We start from the raw sequence: 15243 nt of genomic DNA on the forward strand, positions 1-15243 counted from the left end.
GCCCCGTTCAATGGTCACGCAGGACGCCCTGGGCGGCGAGCTCAGGAGATAAGGAGTGATCCATGAGTCGCCAGAGTGTGGCGAAAGCCCACCAGAAGATCCAGGAACTGTCGTGGGAACCGGCGTACCACACCCCGGTTTCGCACTACGGCACCGACTACACGTTCCGGAAGGCCAAGAAGAAGGACCCGTTGAAGCAGGTCCTCCGCTCGTACTTCCCGATGCAGGAGGAAAAGGACCACCGGGTCTACGGCGCCGAGGACGGCGCGATCCGCGGCAACATGTTCCGCCAGGTCCAGGAACGCTGGCTGGAGTGGCAGAAGCTGTTCCTCAGCATCATCCCGCTGCCGGAGATCTCCGCGGCCCGCGCGATGCCGCTGCTGTTCCGCACGGTCCCGAACCCGGAACTGCACAACGGCCAGGCGATCCAGATGATCGACGAGGTCCGCCACTCGACGATCCAGCAGAACCTCAAGCGCCTGTACATGCAGAACTACATCGACCCCGCGGGCTTCAACTCGAGCCTGCGCAACTTCCAGAACGACTACTGCGGCACCATCGGCCGCCAGTTCGCCGAGGGCTTCATCACCGGTGACGCCATCACCGCGGCGAGCATCTACCTCACGATCGTGGCCGAAACGGCGTTCACGAACACGTTGTTCGTCGCCATGCCGGCCGAAGCCGCCGCCAACGGCGACTACCTGCTGCCGACGGTGTTCCACTCCGTGCAGTCCGACGAATCCCGCCACATCAGCAACGGCTACGCGACGCTGCTGATGGCGCTGTCCGACGAAAGCAACCACCAGCTGCTCGAACGCGACCTGCGGTACGCGTGGTGGAACAACCACGCCGTCGTCGACGCGGCGATCGGGACGTTCATCGAATACGGCACCAAGGACCGCCGCAAGGACCGCGAAAGCTACGCGGAGATGTGGCGCCGCTGGATCTACGACGACTACTACCGCTCGTACCTGGTCCCGCTGGAGAAGTACGGGCTCGTGATCCCGCACGACCTCATCGAAGAGGCGTGGAACCGGATCTGGAACAAGGGCTACGTCCACGAAGTCGCGCAGTTCTTCGCCACCGGGTGGCTCGCCAACTACTGGCGCATCGACCCGATGACCGACGAGGACTTCGAGTGGTTCGAGTACAAGTACCCGGGCTGGTACGACAAGTACGGCAAGTGGTGGGAGAACTACGCCCGCCTCGCGACGCCGAACGGGCACCACCCGATCGTCGCCGAAGACGTCGGCTACGTGTACCCGCACCGCTGCTGGACGTGCATGGTGCCGTGCCTCATCCGCGAGGACATGGTGGTCGACGAGGTCGACGGCCAGCACCGCACGTACTGCTCGGAGACGTGCCGCTGGACCGACGCCGAGGCGTTCCGGCCCACCTACCAGGGCCGCAACACCCCGAACATGGGCCAGCTGGTCGGCGCCCGCGAGTGGGAGACGCTCTACCACGGCTGGAACTGGGCCGACGTCGTGTCCGACATGGGCTTCGTGCGCGACGACGGCAAGACCATGGTCGCGCAGCCGCACCTGAACCTGGACCCGAAGAAGATGTGGACGCTCGACCACCTGCGCCGGATGCCCGAGGTGCAGTCGCCGAACGTGCTCCTCAACCAGATGACCGACGAGCAGCGCGCCGCCTTCGTGGCCGACTACAACCGCCAGGGCCCGGCCGGGCGCCCGGCACCGCAGACGGCCTGATACGACCACGAGGGGCCGCACTTTCACGTGAAAGTGCGGCCCCCAGGTGGGCACTTTCACGTGAAAGTGCCGGAATGGGGCTGGGATGGCGGAAAAGCACCGCGTCCGGTTCGAGCCGGTCGGGATCGAGATCGACGTCGCCGAGGACACCACGATCCTGCGCGCCGCCGCCGAGCAAGGCGTCATGCTCATGCACGGCTGCAAGGAAGGGCAGTGCGCGGCGTGCAAGTCGTTCATCCTCGACGGCGACGACGTCGAACACGACCGGTACTCGACCTTCGCGCTCCCCGACTACGAAAAGGAGGAAGGCTTCACGCTGCTGTGCCGGGCCCACGCCTACGAAGACCTGACCATCGAGCTGCTCAACTACGACGAGGAGATGATCCAGTCCGGGCTGCCGATCCAGGAGGCGACCGTCGAGGTCGTCGCGAACGAGCACGTCACGCACGACCTGCGGCACCTGGTGGTGCGGCTCGACGAGGAACTGAAGTTCTTCCCCGGCCAGTACCTGGACTTCGCGGTCCCGGGCACCGAGGAGACGCGCTCGTTCTCGATGGCCAACACCTCGGCGCGCGACGGGCTGCTGGAGTTCGTCATCAAGATCTACCCCGACGGGCTGTTCTCCCGGTTCCTCGACACGCGGGTCGCGGTCGGCGACCGGCTCCGGGTGACCGGCCCGTTCGGGGTGTTCACCCTGCGGGACAACCCGGGCAAGGACCTCGTCTTCGTCGGCGGTGGCGCCGGGATGGCGCCGATCCTGGCGCTGCTGCGGTCCATGGCCGAGCGCGGCCTCGACCGGAAGGCGGTCTTCTACTACGGCGCCCGCCGCCGCCACGACCTCTGCTTCGAGGCCGAGCTGCGGGAGCTGGAAGAGAAACTGCCGGACTTCCGTTACGTTCCAGCGCTTTCCGAGCCCGGCGACGACGACTGGACCGGCGAGACCGGCTTCGTCACCGACGTCCTGCGCCGGGCCGGCCTGGACCTGTCCGGCGCCGACGCCTACGTCTGCGGGCCCCCGCCGATGGTGGAAGCCGCGCTGGAACTGCTGCCCGCGCTCGGCGTCGCCGACAAGCGCGTCTTCTACGACAAGTTCACCACCACGGGCGAAGGGTAAGGAACCCATGACAGCCACTTCCGAACGCAGCGTGCCGAAGCCGGCGTTCACCGACGCCGAAGCGGGCGCGAAGGTCTTCCCGGACTCCACTGCCCGCCAGTACAACTACTTCACCCCCGCCAAGCGCAAGCAGAGCCACTACGAGGACGTCACCGTCGAGGTCCAGCCCGACCCGCGCCACTACCTGTCCCAGGGCTGGCTCTACGCCTTCGCCGACGGCAAGGGCGGCTACCCGCTCGAGTGGACCGCGTTGAAGGCGTGGGGCTCCGACCGGCCGCTGCCCGAACGCGGCCCGGGCTCCGGCGGCAAGGGCTACGACTGGCCGGCCCACGGCTGGCACGAGTTCCGCGACCCGAACGAGGAGTGGGAGCTCACCCTCTACCGCTACAACGCCAACGTCGTGCGCCAACTGAACCAGAACATCGACGCCGCGCGCCAGGCCAAGGCGTTCGAGCAGTGGAACCGGAACTGGGTCGACTTCGTCGCCAAGCACGTCGGCGCCTGGATGCACGTCGACCACGGCCTCGGCCTGTACCTGTTCGCGAACGCCAACCGCCGGGCGCCGACGAACATGCACAACAACGCGATCTCGGTGAACAGCATGCACCGGATCCGCGCGGCGCAGGACCTGGCGCTGTACAACCTGACCCTCACCGAAGAGGTCGAAGGCTTCGACGGCACCGCCCACCTGGCCACCTGGAACGAAGACCCGGCGTGGCAGGGCGTGCGGGACACCGCCGAGCAGCTGACCGGGATCTGGGACTGGGGCGAGGCGATCTTCGCCGCGAACGTCGTCTTCGAGCCCCTCGTCGGCGAGCTGTTCCGCAGCAACCTGGTGCAGCAGGCCGCGCCGGCGAACGGCGACTTCGTCACCCCGACGCTGATCGGCGCCGAGGAGTTCGACTTCTCCGAACGCGACCTCCGCTACACCAAGTCGCTGTACCACCTGCTGATCAACGACAAGGAGTTCGCCGACCACAACAAGGCGCTGCTGCAGAAGTGGCTCGAGGACTGGGTGCCGCGGTGCATCGCCGCCGCCCGCGCGCTGCAGCCGCTGTGGTCGCAGCCCGACGCCAAGCCGATCCGGTTCGAGGACGGCCTCGACCGCGTGAAGAGCCGGTTCGCCGGAATCCTGTCCGAATTGGGCCTCAAAGCACCGGAGGAGCTGGGCCAGTGACCATCTTCAAGACGGCGGAAAGCCCGTTCAAGGCCGACAACACCGCGTCGAACATGTGCGGCTTCACCCTGATGAACAACCAGGTCGGCGCGATCATCGCGGAAGTCATGGCCACCAAGGAGAACGTGACCGTGACACCGCTGCCCTCGATGATCCGCGTCGACGCCAAGGGCCGGACGGACCTGGTCTACGCCGAGGTCGACGAGGCCGCCGGCGAGGAAGAAGGCTGGTTCAACGCGGCGGAGTTCGAGGAGAGCATGTCCACCCACTACGGGCGGATGATCCACGAAGACGACCGCACGATCATGTTCGCCAACCCCGAGGACGCGGCCGAGTACCTCGACTTCGACCTCAAGGTCATCAAGTAGTCAGCAAGGAAGCACTCGGTCCCGCTCAGGAGGATCAGCGATGTACGAAAAAGACGGCGAAAAATACTTCGTGGTGGACGCCCACACCCACTTCTGGGACGCGAGCCCGGACAACTGGGTCAAGGGCCAGGAGGAATACGCCAAGGGCTGGATCGAGTGCTTCCACGCCTACCAGGGCCTCGGGCCGAAGGAGACGCACTGGCCGATCGACCGGTTCCAGAAGTACTCCGAAGAACTGATGATGCACGACCTGTTCGAAGTCGGGCACGTGGACACGGCCATCTTCCAGCCGACGAACCTGCGGCAGTGGTACAAGAACGGCTTCAACACCACCGAGGCCGACGGCGCGCTGGCCGCCAAGCACCCGGGCAAGTTCCTCGTGAACACCACCTTCGACCCGCGTGAAGGCGACGAGGGGCTGAAGGCGTTCGAGGACCGCGTCAAGCGGTACGGCTGCAAGGGCGTCAAGCTCTACACGGCCGAGTGGCGCGGCGACTCCCGCGGCTGGAGCCTGAAGGACCCGGAAGCCGCGCGCTACCTCGAGAAGTGTGAGGAGCTCGGCGTCAAGAACATCCACGTCCACAAGGGACCGACGATCTGGCCGCTGGACAAGGACGCGTTCGACGTGTCCGATGTGGACCACGTGGCGACGAACTTCCAGGGCCTCAACTTCATCGTCGAGCACGTCGGCCTGCCGCGCATCGAGGACTTCTGCTTCATGGCCACCCAGGAGCGCAACGTCTACGCGGGACTCGCCGTCGTGGTCGGCGGCCTGATGCACGCCCGGCCGAAGTTCTTCGCGAAGGTCATGGGCGAGCTGATGTTCTGGCTCGGCGAGGACAAGCTGATCTTCGGCGCCGACTACGCCATCTGGGAACCCAAGTGGCAGGTCGAAGGCTTCGTCGACTGGAACATGCCCGGTGACGACGAGCTGTCGGACTTCGCGCCGCTGACCGTCGACCAGAAGAAGAAGATCCTCGGGCTCAACGCCGCGCGGCTCTACGACATCGACGTGCCGGCGGAGCTGCGGCTCAAGGACCCGGAGTCGGTCGAGCCGGTCGGCGTGCCGAACTCATGACCACCCTGGTGCTCGGTGCCCGCGCCGCCGTGTGGGCGGCGCTGGGCACCGTCCGCGATCCCGAACTGGACGAACCCCTCACCGACCTCGGGTTCGTCGCCCGCTGCGAAGTGGACGACGCGGGCCACGCGATCATCCGGCTCCGGCTGCCGACGTACTTCTGCGCGCCCAACTTCGCGTTCCTCATGGTGGCCGACGCCTACGACGCCGTGGCCGGGGTGCCGGGCCTGACCGGGCTCGACATCCGGCTGGACGACCACTTCGCGTCCGACGTCATCAACCGCGGGGTGGCGGCCCGGCAGGGGTTCGTCGCGTCGTTCGAAGGCGAGGCCGCCGACGAGCTCGACACGCTGCGGTACGACTTCGTCCGCAAGGCGGTGCTGGCCGGCACCGACCGCGTCTGCCGGTCCCTGGCCGGGCTCGACCCGCTGTCGCTGACCCTCGGCGAAGTCCCGCCGAGCCCCGACCTGGACCGGCTGCGGGCCCGCCGCCGCGAGCTCGGCCTGCCCGCCGGCGACGGCGACCCGCTGCTGCTCGACCCGGCCACCGGGCGAGCCGTCGCCCCTGCCGACGCGAAGCGCCACCTGGCCTTCGCCCGGCTCACCCGCACCAGCATGGAGGCCAACTCGGGGGTGTGCCGCGGCATGCTGCGCGCGCGGTATTCCCTGACCGGTGAAGAGGAGGGCACGGGATGAAGGCCGTGCGGCTGCAGAAGTACCACCAGCACCCGGTGATCGAAGACGTCCCGGAGCCGCGCGCCACCGGGCCCTTCGACGTCGTGGTCAAGATCGGCGGCGCCGGCGTGTGCCGCACCGACCTGCACATCATCGAGGAGCAGTGGGCCGAGAAGTCCGGCGTCGCGCTGCCGTACACGATCGGCCACGAGAACGCGGGCTGGGTGCACGAGGTCGGCCCGGCGGTGACGAACGTCGAGGTCGGCGACACGGTCATCCTGCACCCGACGCCGACGTGCGGGCTGTGCCACGCCTGCCGCGCGGGCGACGACATGCACTGCCCGAACGGGAGCTTCCCGGGCATCGACTCCGACGGCGGGATGGCGGAGTACCTGCTGACCTCGGCGCGGGCGTGCATCAAGCTCGACCCCTCGACGCAACCGGAAGACGTCGCCGCGCTGGCCGACGCGGGCATCACCGCCTACCACGCGGTGCGCAAGTCCGTGCCGCTGCTGTACCCGGGCACCACCTGCGTCGTCAACGGCGCCGGCGGCCTCGGGCACATCGGCATCCAGTCGCTCAAGGCGCTCACCGCGACCCGCGTGATCGTGGTGGACCGCAACGCCGACGCCCTCGAACTGGCGGCCACCCTGGGCGCCGACGAGACGGTGCTGGCCGACGGCAAGCAGGTCGAGGCGGTGCTCGACCTGACGAGCGGCGACGGCGCCGAGGTCGTCCTCGACTTCGTCGCCGAGCAGGGCGCCCAGCAGGACGCGTTCGCGATGACCCGCCGCGCCGGGTCGCACTTCGTCATCGGCTACGGCTCGAACATCGAGATCCCGACGATCGACATCATCTCCACCGAGCGCAACATCATCGGCAACCTCGTGGGCACCTACAACGACCTCGCGGAGCTGATGGTGCTGGCCCAGGCCGGCCAGGTCACCCTGCACACGAAGAAGTACCCCCTGGACGCGGCGCTCGACGCGCTGGCCGACCTCGACGCGGGCCGCGTGCGCGGCCGGGCGATCCTCACCCCCTAGGAGCAGGCACATGGCGAAGGAACTGCGGTTCGGCTCGGACGCCCGCGGCCTGCTGCTGTCGGGCGTCGACAAGCTGGCGGAAGCGGTCAAGTCCACCCTCGGCCCCAAGGGCCGCAACGTGATCATCGAGAAGATCACCGGCTCGCCGGTGGTCACCAACGACGGCGTCACCATCGCGCGCGAGATCCACCTGAAGAACCAGTTCGAGAACATGGGCGCGCAGCTGGTCAAGGAAGCGGCGATCAAGACCAACGACGTCGTCGGCGACGGCACCACCACGGCCACCGTGCTCGCCCAGGCGATCATCCGCGAGGGCATGCGGGCGATCGAGCACGGCGGCAACCCGGTGCTCGTCAAGCGCGGCATCGACCACGCGGTCGGGTTGCTGGTGGCGCACCTGGAGAAGCAGGCGCACCCGGTGGTGTCCGAACAGGACTACGCGCGGGTGGCGGCGATCTCGGCCAACGACGACGACGCCGTCGGCGCGGTGATCGCGAAGGCGCTGCACACCGTCGGCGACGGCGGCGTGGTGACGGTCGAGGAGTCGCCGTCGATCGGGATGGGCGTCGACTTCGTCGAAGGGTTCGAGTTCGACAACGGCTACCTCTCGCCGTACCTGGTCACCGACCCCGGCCGGCTGGAGGCGGTGCTCGACGACCCCTACATCCTGATGTGCGCGGAGAAGATCACCAAGGTGCAGCAGCTGATGCCGTTGCTGGACAAGGTGATGCGCGCGCCGAGGCCGTTGGTGGTGATCGGCGAGACGGTCGAGGGCACGGCGCTGTCGATGCTGGTGCACAACCACATGAACGGCACGTTCCAGTCGGTCGCGATCCGCGCCCCGGGGTTCGGCGACCGGCGGCTGCACAAGCTGGAGGACCTGGCCGCCATCGTCGGCGGCGCGGTCCTTTCGCGACAGTCCGGGTTCACGATGGAGACGATGACCCTGGAGCACCTCGGCCGGGCGAAGCAGGTCCGCGTCACCGAGAACCGCACGACGATCGTCGGCGGCGCGGGGTCTTCGGAAGCGGTCGACTTCCGGGTCGGCCAGCTGCGCGCGGAGCTGGAGCGCGCGCAGTTCGGCGTCGACGAGGACGTCCTGACCGAGCGCATCGGCGCCCTGACGGGAAAGGTCGCGGTGGTCCACGTCGGCGCGGCGACCCCGGCGGAGCTGAAGGAGCTGCAGCACCGGGTCGAGGACGCCCTCTCGGCCACCCGCGCGGCGATGGCCGAAGGCATCGTGGCCGGCGGGGGAGCGGCCCTGCTGCACGCCGAGAAGGCGCTGGAAGGCCTCGGGCTCGAAGGCGACCAGGCGGTCGGGGTGGAGATCGTGCGGCGGGCGCTGGCCGAACCGGCGTTCCTCATCGCCCACAACGCGGGCCACCCGGCGCACGAGATCGTCGCGCGCACCCGCGAGCTGGGCGACGACGAAGGGTTCGACGCCCTGCACGACCGCTACGGCGACATGGTCGCGATGGGGGTCGTGGACCCGCTGCGCGTCTGCCGGTCGGCGGTGCAGAACGGCGCTTCGGTGGCGGGGCTGCTGCTCACGACGAACTCCCTGATCGCCGAGGAACAGACCCCGTGGGGCGGCAGCGCGGCGCTGATGACCGAGTTCGGCCCGCTGGACGAGGGCTTGCACCAGCCTTCACCGGACGCGAGCACGCCGCAGTCCCTCGGGATGGGCCCCTCCGTCGGCTGAGTCCGCGCCGCGGAGAACGGAGGTCCCCCCACCGGCGTCCTGAGCCGCCGTGGGGGGACCTTCCCCGTGCGCGGGGCGGCCGGCGGTGCCACCCTGGTGATCATGACGCACTACGTTCTCGCGCAGACGGTGGCGGCGGTCGGGGAGTTCGAGGCCAAGGGCTTCCTCGGCACGGTGGGCAAGATCGCCGCCGCGACGGTGATCTTCTTCATCGCGATCGGCCTGGTCGCCGGGTTGCTGCTGGGCTTCTTCATCGGCCGCTCGGTCGGGCGGCGGCAGGGCCCGCGCTGAGGACGGCCCGGCTCAGGGGGCGAGGCCGTGGCGGGCGAGTTCGCGGCCGGCGAGTTCCTCGATGACGTCCCGGTCCCGCTCCCGCCAGCCCGTGGCCACGTTGTTCCCGGATGCCAGGCGCCGCAACGGTTGCGTGGTCAACGCCCGCAGCGCGAGCAGGTCGAGGCCCTCGTCCCCGAGGTTCCGCAGCCGGGCGGCGGCGGTCGCGTGGCGGGCGAAGTGCCAGCGCAGCGGGAGCCAGGTCACGACGAGCGTGAGCAGCGGCAGCACGACGATGATCGCGGCCAGCCACCACGCCAGGCTTTCGACGGCTTCGATCTGCCAGCGGCCGGCGTCGGCGAGCTGGTTGCCGACGTTCGAGCCGCCGTGCAGGGCGTTCGCGAGCGCGTCGCCGACGAGCGGGATGCCGCCGGCGGAGTCCGCGGCGCCGTCGAACGTGCCGCGCAGGCCGGTGCCGGCGTTCACCAGCCCGTCGCCGGGGGCGCGCAGCTTCATCACCTGGTCGTACACCGAGGTCGCGAGCCACACCGCGAAGACGACGAGCAGCAGGGCGAGCAAGTCGCTGACGAGCTGGGCGGTGCGGCGGATCGGCCGTTCGGCGTAGAGCTGCATCGAGGATGCCTTTCGCGGTGGGGGAGCGCGGCCACGGCAACGTACCCGCACGGCGATGGCGCGAATCCCCGGCTACGGCGGGGGTGTCGCGCCTGGTCCGCGGGAGAACAGGTAGGTGCCCATCACCCAGCCGTGGACAGTTTCGCCCGCGCCTGCGGACGGGTGGTTCTCCGGCGTCTTGACGACGGGGGCGAAGGTGGTGTGCAGGGATTCGAGCCGCCAGCCCGCGGAGGTGATGGCGTTGAGCGCCGCAGATTCGGCCGGGCCGTCGGGTGCCTCTTTCCAGGTTCGGTCCGCCGAGGTCCGAGGCCCGGTCGCGACCAAGGGGATCGAGATCTGGAACCACTCTTCGCCCGCCTCGTAGGCCGCGCGTGCCCGGCCCGGCAGGGAATTCTTCAGCTTCTCGGCGGCCAGTACGGCGTCGACCTTTTCCCGCAGCTGCTGCGTGGTCGGCACCTTCAGCGGTTCATGGCCGAACGATGACATCGAAGCTTCCTTCCCCGCGGGGCCCGTCCTTGCCCAACGGTCGCCGCGCCCGGTGCGGGCGTTACGCCACCGCTGATCTATGACAGCCGTCATAGTGTGTCGGTCCCCGCGATGTGCTCTCATGGGACTATGACCACCGTCATAGAGATCCGCGAAGCCGGCGACGCCGATCGCGAGTGCGTCGGCGCGCTGGTCGAGGCCTGCTCTCCCGCCAGCCTGCGGCGCCGCTTCCTCATGGGCGGTCCCGCCGAGCCGGCCGAGGTCTTCCGGCGCTACCAGCGGTTCCTGCTCGCGGGGCCGCCGGACGGCGTCGCGCTGCTCGCGTACCGGGGCGGCACGCCGGTGGGCCTGCTCAACTTCGCCTCGGAGACCCCGGGGACCGCCGAGATCGGCATCCTGGTCGCCGATGCGTGGCAGCGGCAGGGCGTCGGCACCGCGCTGAGCCGCCGGCTGTGGGCGTCCGGGCGGTGGCCGGGCTGGACCGTGCGGGCCACCGTCCAGTCCGGGAACGCCGGTGCCGAAGCGCTGCTGCTGGGGCAGGGCTTCCGGCCGGTGCCGTCGTACGAGCGGGGCGAGCGCGACTTCGCGCTGGTCGTCCCCGACTGGGCTATCATGACGGACGTCATGAAGGAGGCAGCCGATGACGAGGACGCCGCGCGAGCGGATGGTGCTCAGCGCCGCGCAGCTGGTGCGGATCCACGGTGTCGGGGCGACCGGCATGCGGGACGTGGCCGTCCACGCCGAAGCCCCGCGGGGGTCCCTGCAGCACTACTTCCCGGGCGGTAAGGACCAGCTGATCGCCGAAGCCGTCGCGTGGGCCGGCGACTACGCCGCCCGCCGGGTGGCGCGCGTCGTCACCCGGATCGAGGACCCGACACCGGGCAAGCTCTTCGCGGCGATGGCCGGCCAGTGGCGAGACCAGTTCACCGACGACGGCTTCGACGCGGGCTGCCCGCTGGTCGCGACGGTCGCCGACGCGGCGGCCACGAGCGACAGCCTCCGCGAAGCGGTCGGCAAGGCCTTCGACGGCTGGCAGCGCCCGGTCGCGACGGCCCTCGAACAGCTCGGCGTCCCCCCGGCCCGCAGCACCTCGCTGGCGGTCCTCATGCTCAGCACCCTGGAGGGCGCGATCGTCCTGGCCCGCGCCCACCGGGACGTCGCACCGCTCGAGACGGTGGTCGAGGAACTGCGCCCCCTGCTGGACGGCGCCGTCGACCGGCGGCGCCGCCGCGAGATCTGACGTGTACGCGCCGATGCCGTCCCACCTCGGGACCGAGCGCTTGCTCCTGCGCCCGTGGGCCGAGCCGGACGCCGATGACCTGCGCGCCCTGCACGCCGAACGCGGCAAGGGAACGCCCGCGCTCGGGGAGATGCGGGAACTCATCGCGAAGATGGCGGCCGCGGCTACGGGGATCGCCCTGCTGCCCATCCAGCGCCGTGCCGAAGGCGACTTCATCGGCTATTGCGGGCTGATCGTCGGCCGCGCCACCCTCGAGGAACCCGAGATCGCGTACGAGCTCTTCCGGCGCGCGCACGGAAACGGGTACGCCACCGAGGCGGCCGCCGCGGTGCTCGAAGCCGCGACGGCCACCGGGCGGAAGCGGCTCTGGGCGACTGTCGGGGCGGAGAACACGCCGTCGTTCCGCGTCCTCGAGAAGCTCGGGTTCGAGCGGGACCACGTGTCCGCGGAAGACAGTGGTGCGGTCGTCTGGCTGACCCGCTCGCTGGGCTAGATGTGATGTCCAGGGAGGTTGGTCAGGCGGGTGACCGGCGGCTTGCCGCCGGTTGAGCTGTGGGGTCGGTGATGATTGTAGAAGTGCAACCAGCCCGGTAACGCCGCCCGCCGCAGGGTTTCCGTGGGGTAGAACCGGGCGTAGGCCCAGCCTTCGGCGAGGGTTCCATGGAACCGTTCGATCTTGCCGTTGGTCTGCGGCCGGTAGGGCCGGGTCCGTTTCGGGGTGATCTCCAGCTCGGTGCAGGTATCACTCCAGGCGTGCGACCGATAGGCCGAGCCGTTGTCGGACAGGACCCGCTCGACGGTGACGCCGAGGTCGGCGAACCAGGCCACAGCCCGGCGCAGCACCGCGGTGGCGGTGGCGGCGGTTTCGTCGGTGTGGATTTCGGCGTAGGCGACGCGGGAGTGGTCGTCGATGACGGTATGCACGAAGGCGGTGCCGGTGCGGGGTTTGCGGTCGGCGCCGCGGGGCAGGTTCGGGGTGGCGCGTTTGTTGCGGTCGCCTTGGGCGCGTCCGACAAAGCGGTGCCCGCCACCGTCGGGGATGTTGCCGAACTTGGTGACATCGACATGGATCAGCGAGCCGGGATGGTCGTGTTCGTAGCGGCGCAAGGGTTCGCCGGTGACCCGGTCGATGCGGGACAGGCGGTTGATCCGGCAGCGCACCAGCATCGCGTGCACCGTCGAGGCGGGCAGCCCGAGCCGGCCGGCGATCTGGACCGGACCCAGCCGGTGCCACCACCGCAGCCGCACGATCGCCCGCACCACCGGCCTCGGGGTGCGGGCCGGGCTGTGGTGGGGACGGCTGCTGCGATCAGCCATCCCGGCCACGCCTTCGGCCCGGTAACGCCAGGCCCACTTCGCGGCGGTCTTGGCCGCGACCATGAACATCTTCGCTGCTTCGGCGCAGGTCCAGCCCTGCTCGACGATCAGGCGCGCAAGCCGGAGTCGGGTGCGTGGGGTCAAGGTGGCGTTAGGGTGGGACACGAAGGCCTCCGGTGGGTGACGTGGTTCCTAGACAGCTCCACTTCACATCCGGAGGCCTTCACCTGTCTGCACGACAGGCCGCCGCAGGTCACCTCAACTCGGGACAACGTCCCTGGACATCACAGCTAGAGCTCCCGGAAGAACTCGCGGATGTCGCGCACCAGCACGTCCGGTGCCTGCAGCGACGCGAAGTGCCCGCCGGCGTCGTACTCCGACCACCGCGTCACCGTGTTCGACAGCTCGGCCAGTCCCCGCAACGCGTGGTCGCCGCGGAAGTTCGCCACCGCCGTCGGGACGCCGGACGGGGGTGGGCGCTCGCCCCAGCCGTCCTGGCCCGTCTCCAGGTAGAGGCGGGCCGCCGAGCCGGCGGTGCCGGTGAGCCAGAAGATCGTCACGTCGGTCAGGATCGCGTCCCACGACACTGCCGTCTGCCGCGTCGCCGCGGGATCCCAGTCCACGAACCACTCCAGGTTCCATGCGAGCTGCCCGGCCGGGGAGTCGTTGAGCGCGTAGGCCAGCGTCTGCGGGCGGGTGGCCATCTGCGTGGCGTAACCCGAGTGGGCGTACCACCACACCTCGTTCTCCCGCGCCCGCTTCCGGTCCTCTTCGGACAGTCGCTCGAGGTCGCCCGGCGCGGTCGGCACCCCGGCGTTCGCGACGGCGTTGACGTGCACCCCGAGCACCGACGACGGCGCGACGCGGCCGAGTTCGGGCGAGACGATGCTGCCGAAGTCGCCGCCCTGGGCGCCGTAGCGCTCGTAACCCAGGCGCCGCATCAGCTCGACCCACGCGCGGGCCGTGCGGCGCGTGTTCCAGCCCGGCTCGGCCGTCGGGCCGGAGAACGCGAAGCCGGGGACCGAAGGGGCGACGAGGTGGAACGCGTCGGCCGGGTCGGCGCCGTGGGCGCGCGGGTCGGTGAGCGGGCCGATGACGTCGAGGAAGTCCGCGACCGTGCTCGGCCAGCCGTGGGTCATGATCAGCGGCTTCGCGCCGGGTTCGGGGGAGCGGACGTGGAGGAAGTGCACGCGCTGCCCGTCGATCGTGGTGGTGAACTGCGGAAGCGCGTTGAGCCGCGCCTCCTGCGCGCGCCAGTCGAAGCCGGTGCGCCAGTACTCGGCCAGCTCGCGGAGGTGGGGCTCGCTGACGCCGTACGCCCACCCGGCGCCGGGCAGCTCGCCCGGCCAGCGCGTGCGGGCGAGCCGGTGGTGCAGTTCGTCGAGGTCGGCCTGCGGGACGTCGATGCGGAAGGGATCCATGTCCGGCACCCTCCCGCCCGTGTAGGACAGGAACGGTCCTCGATGTCCGGCAGACTCGTCCCATGCGCGAAACCCCCGGCCGGCTGCTCCGGCTGCTGTCGCTGCTCCAGATGCACCGCGACTGGTCCGGCACCGAGCTGGCCGGCCGCCTCGGCGTGACGACCCGCACGATCCGCCGCGACGTCGACCGCCTGCGCGAACTGGGCTACCCGGTGCACGCGGCGATGGGCCCGATCGGCGGCTACCGCCTCGGCGCCGGCGCGGAACTCCCGCCGTTGCTGCTCGACGACGACGAAGCGGTCGCGGTGGTGGTCGGCCTGCACGCCGGCGGCGTCTCGGGCTTGGAAGAGGCGTCGCTGCGGGCGCTGACGAAGGTCGAGCAGGTCTTGCCGTCCCGGCTGCGCCACCGCGTGGCGGCGCTGGAGGCGAGCGTGCTCGCGCTCCCGGCCCGCGGTCCCGTGGTCGCGGCGGCGGTGCTCACGGCGGTGTCGGCGGCGATCCGCGCGGCGGAAACGCTGCGCTTCGACTACGTGAACCACGACGGCCGCGAGTCCCGCCGCGCGGTCGAGCCGCACCGCCTGGTGACGTGGGGCCGCCGCTGGTACCTGGTCGGCTGGGACACCGGCCGCGCGGACTGGCGGACGTTCCGCGCGGACCGCCTGACCCTGCGCACGCCCAACGGCCCCCGCTTCACCCACCGCGAACCCCCGGACGGTGACCTCACGGCATACCTCACGCGCACGATGGGCCGGGAGATGTGGCCGCTGCGCGCCCGCCTGAAGCTCCACGCACCGGCGTCCGAGCTGGCCGGTCGGGTGGACGGCGAGCTGACCCCGATCGACGCGGGGACGTGCCGGCTCGAACTGGCTTCGGATTCGTACGACGTCGTGGCGTTCGTGGTGGGGATGCTCGACGTGCCGTTCGAGGTGGAGTCCCCACCGGAACTGGCCGACCGGATCGCGGTGCTTTCCTCGCGGTACGCGGCGGCGGCCGGCGGCAGCTGAG

Annotated in this window: 17 protein-coding genes; 13 read left to right on the forward strand and 4 right to left on the reverse strand. The window is 70.1% G+C overall.

All coding sequences use genetic code 11. From position 1 onward, the window contains the following. The first annotated feature begins 62 nt into the window (after positions 1–62). From AB5J73_RS33930 to AB5J73_RS33970, 9 genes are all read left to right on the forward strand, one after another. Positions 63–1715 carry a methane monooxygenase gene (locus AB5J73_RS33930; RefSeq protein WP_370962858.1) on the forward strand — a complete coding sequence of 551 codons (1653 nt, stop codon included), beginning with the start codon at positions 63–65 and terminating at the stop codon, positions 1713–1715. Positions 1716–1800: 85 nt separating this feature from the next. Further along, positions 1801–2829, forward strand: a complete 1029-nt coding sequence (locus AB5J73_RS33935) for an FAD-binding oxidoreductase (protein WP_370962859.1) — start codon at positions 1801–1803, stop codon at positions 2827–2829. Between the two features lie 7 nt (positions 2830–2836). Then, positions 2837–4006 carry a toluene hydroxylase gene (locus AB5J73_RS33940; protein WP_370962860.1) on the forward strand — a complete coding sequence of 390 codons (1170 nt, stop codon included), beginning with the start codon at positions 2837–2839 and terminating at the stop codon, positions 4004–4006. Next, entirely contained in the window at positions 4003–4374 is a 372-nt protein-coding gene (gene mimD, locus AB5J73_RS33945) for a propane 2-monooxygenase effector subunit MimD (protein WP_370962861.1), read from the forward strand. The genes AB5J73_RS33940 and mimD overlap by 4 nt, the downstream gene beginning before the upstream one ends. Positions 4375–4414: 40 nt before the next feature. Next, entirely contained in the window at positions 4415–5452 is a 1038-nt protein-coding gene (locus AB5J73_RS33950) for an amidohydrolase family protein (protein ID WP_370962862.1), read from the forward strand. Next, the gene (locus tag AB5J73_RS33955; RefSeq protein WP_370962863.1) at positions 5449–6147 is read left to right on the forward strand and encodes a metal-sulfur cluster assembly factor; all 699 of its coding nucleotides are present in this window, start codon (positions 5449–5451) and stop codon (positions 6145–6147) included. The genes AB5J73_RS33950 and AB5J73_RS33955 overlap by 4 nt, the downstream gene beginning before the upstream one ends. After that, on the forward strand, positions 6144–7169 hold the full coding sequence (locus AB5J73_RS33960) for an NAD(P)-dependent alcohol dehydrogenase (RefSeq protein WP_370962864.1): 1026 nt from the start codon (positions 6144–6146) through the stop codon (positions 7167–7169). The genes AB5J73_RS33955 and AB5J73_RS33960 overlap by 4 nt, the downstream gene beginning before the upstream one ends. Before the next feature lie 10 nt (positions 7170–7179). After that, positions 7180–8871 (forward strand): chaperonin GroEL, encoded by a 1692-nt coding sequence (groL, locus tag AB5J73_RS33965; protein WP_370962865.1) that lies wholly within the window; start codon positions 7180–7182, stop codon positions 8869–8871. Between the two features lie 102 nt (positions 8872–8973). Next, a complete protein-coding gene (locus AB5J73_RS33970) occupies positions 8974–9162 on the forward strand; it encodes a hypothetical protein (protein WP_370962867.1) in 189 nt (62 codons plus the stop codon). 12 nt (positions 9163–9174) lie between these two features. On the opposite strand, the gene AB5J73_RS33975 is transcribed toward AB5J73_RS33970, so the two are convergent. Continuing rightward, positions 9175–9774, reverse strand: a complete 600-nt coding sequence (locus tag AB5J73_RS33975) for a hypothetical protein (RefSeq protein ID WP_370962868.1) — start codon at positions 9772–9774, stop codon at positions 9175–9177. Positions 9775–9846: 72 nt separating this feature from the next. After that, positions 9847–10260: a hypothetical protein gene (locus AB5J73_RS33980; RefSeq protein WP_370962869.1), complete on the reverse strand. Its 414-nt coding sequence runs from the start codon at positions 10258–10260 to the stop codon at positions 9847–9849. 129 nt (positions 10261–10389) lie between these two features. Between AB5J73_RS33980 and AB5J73_RS33985 the strand changes: the two genes are divergently transcribed. Genes AB5J73_RS33985 through AB5J73_RS33995 form a run of 3 tightly spaced genes read left to right on the forward strand, consistent with a single transcriptional unit; the run spans position 10390 to position 11993 of the window. Continuing rightward, positions 10390–11046: an N-acetyltransferase family protein gene (locus AB5J73_RS33985; protein WP_370962870.1), complete on the forward strand. Its 657-nt coding sequence runs from the start codon at positions 10390–10392 to the stop codon at positions 11044–11046. Next, entirely contained in the window at positions 10988–11500 is a 513-nt protein-coding gene (locus tag AB5J73_RS33990; RefSeq protein WP_370973417.1) for a TetR family transcriptional regulator C-terminal domain-containing protein, read from the forward strand. Before AB5J73_RS33985 ends, AB5J73_RS33990 begins: the two co-directional genes overlap by 59 nt. A gap of 13 nt (positions 11501–11513) precedes the next feature. Next, positions 11514–11993, forward strand: a complete 480-nt coding sequence (locus tag AB5J73_RS33995; RefSeq protein ID WP_370962872.1) for a GNAT family N-acetyltransferase — start codon at positions 11514–11516, stop codon at positions 11991–11993. Here AB5J73_RS33995 and AB5J73_RS34000 read toward each other — a convergent pair. Both AB5J73_RS34000 and AB5J73_RS34005 read right to left on the reverse strand, forming a co-directional pair. Continuing rightward, positions 11990–12982: an IS481 family transposase gene (locus AB5J73_RS34000; RefSeq protein ID WP_370962873.1), complete on the reverse strand. Its 993-nt coding sequence runs from the start codon at positions 12980–12982 to the stop codon at positions 11990–11992. The genes AB5J73_RS33995 and AB5J73_RS34000 overlap by 4 nt on opposite strands. A gap of 125 nt (positions 12983–13107) precedes the next feature. Further along, complete coding sequence (locus AB5J73_RS34005) at positions 13108–14238, reverse strand: epoxide hydrolase family protein (RefSeq protein ID WP_370962874.1); 1131 nt, start codon at positions 14236–14238, stop codon at positions 13108–13110. A gap of 62 nt (positions 14239–14300) precedes the next feature. On the opposite strand from AB5J73_RS34005, the gene AB5J73_RS34010 reads away from it, so the two are divergent. After that, positions 14301–15242 (forward strand): helix-turn-helix transcriptional regulator, encoded by a 942-nt coding sequence (locus AB5J73_RS34010; RefSeq protein WP_370962875.1) that lies wholly within the window; start codon positions 14301–14303, stop codon positions 15240–15242. The last annotated feature ends 1 nt before the right edge of the window (position 15243 follow it).

Source organism: Amycolatopsis sp. cg9, from assembly GCF_041346945.1.
GTDB lineage: Bacteria > Actinomycetota > Actinomycetes > Mycobacteriales > Pseudonocardiaceae > Amycolatopsis.